The sequence below is a fragment of the Tissierella sp. genome (genome assembly GCF_052089545.1).
In the GTDB taxonomy this organism is placed as follows: Bacteria; Bacillota; Clostridia; order Tissierellales; family Tissierellaceae; genus Tissierella_A.
Map to the genome: position 1 here is coordinate 21,546 of NZ_JBQDAA010000010.1, position 3,764 is coordinate 25,309.

Sequence of the window (3,764 nt, forward strand, 5' to 3'; positions counted from 1 at the left end):
TTACATCTTCTATTTTATATTTTCCAGGAGCGATTGTTTTTCCTACAGTCCAATATCCTGCTGTTATTTCTACCCTTTCATAATTCATTTTCTCATAAGTTGTTGGAGTTATTATGGGAATTCCTGTAAACTTTAAGCCATCTCCTTTTTTTAAAAAAAGTCTAAACTCTTTATTCTTACCAAAAGCTGTCCCATCTCTAAAATCTCCCTCAGTATATAAATTGACAAGATGTATACTTCCTGTATCATCTTGAAATCTTATATTGTATAGTCCCTCTTTTATCTTTTCTCCTACTATATATTTTCCTTCTTTGACCCTAAGAGTTCCCTCGGGATCCTCAGAAGTTTCCTTTATCTCATCATTTGGCATATCTATACGACTTATAATTTCATCCATAAATAAAATCATAATAGAAATAAATATAATAGATCCAACAATTCCTAAAACCCATGGAGTCTTACGTTTCTTTTTAATAAATGAATATATTAAACCTATAGCTGACAAGATAAAAATTATAGGTAGTAAGCCACTTAACATACTAAAATATATAAACATAATTTTCAGCTCCTTTCTTACTTACTCATTTGTTGGAACAAGATTAAAGTTCATATTTTTTATAATAATCCTGTAGCCTTCAAGCAAGTCTATATTTATAGCTGGAGGGTCTTAAAATTTTCCTAGTTTACCATCTGCAACAGGAATATTACTATCCTTCTCATAAATCTTTACTTCTCCTATTGTATCCGTTGTAGGTAAAATAGTATATCTACCAGATGTTATATCTTTGCCAACATACCAAATTCCAGGATATAGCTCAAGTTCTTTATACTCAAATTTTTCTTTTTCACTTAAAGTTAAAATAGCATCATCTGATACCCTTAACTCATAACCTTTTTTAAGTTCTATTCTCACATCTTCAATACCTGATATTCCTAGTCTTTGCCAAATACTATATGTTGGTTCAACTCCATTGACAAAAACTTCTCCAAACTTTGCATCTATTTTTAAGTCATAAGTCCCTGATGGTATATTTTCATCCACCAAATACTCTCCTTCTTTTAGATTGACATCTCCAGAATCATTTATTACAGGTTCATGAAATATAGGCTTTCCTGTGTCATCATATTTCTTTATGGCAGTTTCTTTTTTATCTACAAATGTTATGAGTAAAACAAATGGCAATATAAAAGATAATATAAATAGACCAATCCACAACTTTTTATCTTTCTTTTTTATAAATGAATATAATAAGCCTATAACTGCAAATCCAAATAAAGCAAAAGATAATATTGGTAAAAACAACATAATATCCATACTATTTCCTCCTTTAAAACAGTTCTACTTCCATAAAAACTAGCCCTTATATTAATTATGATAAATTCTATTAACACATTTATATATATTTTATAATGATACCCCAAACAATATACCTTTCATCATTTCTTTTAAACAATAAAATTCTCCTTTCTATTCACAATCAAAAGATGATCTGAACTAGAAAAGAGAATTTTTATGTCACGTTTATCAAGAAAATTTCAAGAGACATAATTATATATGGTATAAATGATTTATCTATATCTTATTAATTTACCATAATTAATTTATACTCCTTTATTTTTCTAACTGTAAATCTATTTCCAATAAAATTGGTGTATGATCTTGCCTTGATCCAGAGTCTATCATCTCTGATTTAACGATCTTGTCCGCTATTCTATCACTAACTAACCAATAATCAATCCTCCAGCCTGAGTTATTGATTTTACTTGTTTTAGCTCTTTGTGCCCACCAAGAATAGACATCTGTTACATCACCATGGATATGTCTGAAAGTATCTGTAAATCCTTTGTCTAATAGATTTGTAAAGCCTTGACGCTCTTCTTCTGTAAAACCTGCTGAATTACGATTGTTTTGTGGATGTGCTAAGTCTATCTCTTTATGGGCTACATTATAGTCTCCCGTAGCTAAAACTACTTTCTCTTTGTCTAGATTCTGAAGATATTCAGCATACTTTTCATCCCAAACTTGCCTTTCTTTCAATCTTTTTAGGCCACTTCCTGCATTAGGGGTATATACCTGAGTAAGATAAAATTCTCCAAAATCTAAAGTAATAATTCTTCCTTCTAAATCCATAGTATCTGGAACATCTATTTCAGGATAAAAAACCTCTGGTGAGTATTTATCTTTATATAAAAACATAGTCCCAGCATAACTTTTTCTAGCTGGTTCTTGAGAATTTCTCCATACATATGAGTAACCTTTAAAATACTCCGCTAAGTGTTCCATATGCTTCTTACTTGGACCCTTGCGTGGTAATTTAGTTTCTTGTAAAGCAATTACGTCTGCATCCTTCTCAATAATTGTATCTATTACTTCCCTTGAAAGCACCGCCCTATTTGAATCACTTGTTAAGGCTGCATTTAATGAATCAATATTCCATGAAATAAGTCTCAAATTATTCCTCCTCATAATTTCTAACTAATCTTTTATATGTTTTTTCTTTATATATATTTTTTAATACCCTATAGTTAACCATTATACAATAATTATGAATAAAAACATAATCAATCAAGCTTTAGATTATGTTTTCAATGTATCTTGAGAGTATAATAATGATGTCGTAAGGAGATAGTAACCCCTTGGTAGAATGCCATATTTCTAAAATTTTACCTGTTTATTGCTCATTTTAAAATTTTATATTTTTATGAGTATATAATAATCCTTTTTGTATTAAAATCATAAAAAAACAAAGCTTTTGAATAATCATTAATTCAAAAACTTTGTTTTTTACAATTTATTCAATTTGTTTTTTATGTTTTTTAAAAATAACCATTCATATTCTTTATTTCTCAAGTATATCTTGTAGATCGTATTCTTATTTGTTTCATATTCTTTAATGATAGATTGACAAAATTCTTCATAATCATCTCCAATTATTATGCTTGTATCTTTATTTTCACTCTGTGCTTGCAGCAGCATATCCATAATCTGCTGAAGTATTTCTTCTTTTTCAACTTTTCTTAAATTGCTATAGAGCTTAGGCCTATTGTGACCTAACTATATTAAATTCTGGTATTCTCTTCTTCCATCAACTATAGCATATATAATAACTGTTTTACTTTCATCATTTACTTTGTAAAATATAAGATGTTTCTCTACAATAACCACTCTATAATCCTGTTTTCTTAAAATAGAATATCTAGGTATAATCCCTGAATTAGGAAAATCTTTTAAACGATTAATGGACTCTTCTATCTTATCTAAATATTTGAGAGCGGTATCAATACTACCTGAATCATCTGCAATATAATAGATTATATCCCTTAATTGATCCTCTGCTTTGTCCGTTCTCATAATCTTATACATTTTCATTCTTTCTATTTACCAAAGATTCACGAAGTTTATCCAAAGATTCTTGCATAGAACCCACTCTTTCGTTTTTAACATCATCTTCTGCTTCTGCAAGGGTTCGAAGCAATTCTAATTCAGATTTCATTTGCTTGTAATCCTGTAATCCAAGAACAGCTGTATCGCCACGACCATTTACAGTAATAATAACTGCCTCTCTGGTTTCCCTACATTGTTTAGATATTTCATTATATTTATTTCTTAAATCTGCTGATGGTCTAATATTTAATTCCATTATGACACCTCTTTTTATATTGTTTTTATATACATATTATATCATGATTTGACTATCTTGTGAATTTAGATGTTTTTAATTCAATATACTAATATTATATCTTTCTAATTAAATCTATTTGTT

Annotated in this window: 6 protein-coding genes; all 6 read right to left on the reverse strand. The window is 28.8% G+C overall.

The features are described 5' to 3' along the window. Window positions 1-556 (reverse strand): hypothetical protein (locus ACTHW2_RS01900; protein WP_442262035.1); only part of this gene is annotated, 556 nt, incomplete at its 3' end. Between the two features lie 111 nt (window positions 557-667). Then, on the reverse strand, window positions 668-1,315 hold the full coding sequence (locus ACTHW2_RS01905; protein ID WP_442262036.1) for a hypothetical protein: 648 nt from the start codon (window positions 1,313-1,315) through the stop codon (window positions 668-670). 297 nt (window positions 1,316-1,612) lie between these two features. Next, window positions 1,613-2,452, reverse strand: coding sequence for an exodeoxyribonuclease III (locus ACTHW2_RS01910; RefSeq protein WP_442262037.1), 840 nt, complete (start codon window positions 2,450-2,452; stop codon window positions 1,613-1,615). Window positions 2,453-2,785: 333 nt separating this feature from the next. Next, complete coding sequence (locus ACTHW2_RS01915; RefSeq protein ID WP_442262038.1) at window positions 2,786-2,983, reverse strand: hypothetical protein; 198 nt, start codon at window positions 2,981-2,983, stop codon at window positions 2,786-2,788. Between the two features lie 72 nt (window positions 2,984-3,055). Then, on the reverse strand, window positions 3,056-3,364 hold the full coding sequence (locus ACTHW2_RS01920; RefSeq protein WP_442262039.1) for a type II toxin-antitoxin system RelE/ParE family toxin: 309 nt from the start codon (window positions 3,362-3,364) through the stop codon (window positions 3,056-3,058). Then, window positions 3,357-3,641: a type II toxin-antitoxin system Phd/YefM family antitoxin gene (locus tag ACTHW2_RS01925; RefSeq protein ID WP_442262040.1), complete on the reverse strand. Its 285-nt coding sequence runs from the start codon at window positions 3,639-3,641 to the stop codon at window positions 3,357-3,359. Before ACTHW2_RS01925 ends, ACTHW2_RS01920 begins: the two co-directional genes overlap by 8 nt. Window positions 3,642-3,764 lie beyond the last annotated feature (123 nt).

Bases quoted from the DNA above. Each gene is read 5' to 3' on its own strand.
- ACTHW2_RS01905 (WP_442262036.1), bottom strand. From the start codon at position 1,315: ATGGATATTATGTTGTTTTTACCAATATTATCTTTTGCTTTATTTGGA.
- ACTHW2_RS01915 (WP_442262038.1), bottom strand. From the start codon at position 2,983: ATGGATATGCTGCTGCAAGCACAGAGTGAAAATAAAGATACAAGCATA.
- ACTHW2_RS01920 (WP_442262039.1), bottom strand. From the start codon at position 3,364: ATGTATAAGATTATGAGAACGGACAAAGCAGAGGATCAATTAAGGGAT.
- ACTHW2_RS01925 (WP_442262040.1), bottom strand. From the start codon at position 3,641: ATGGAATTAAATATTAGACCATCAGCAGATTTAAGAAATAAATATAAT.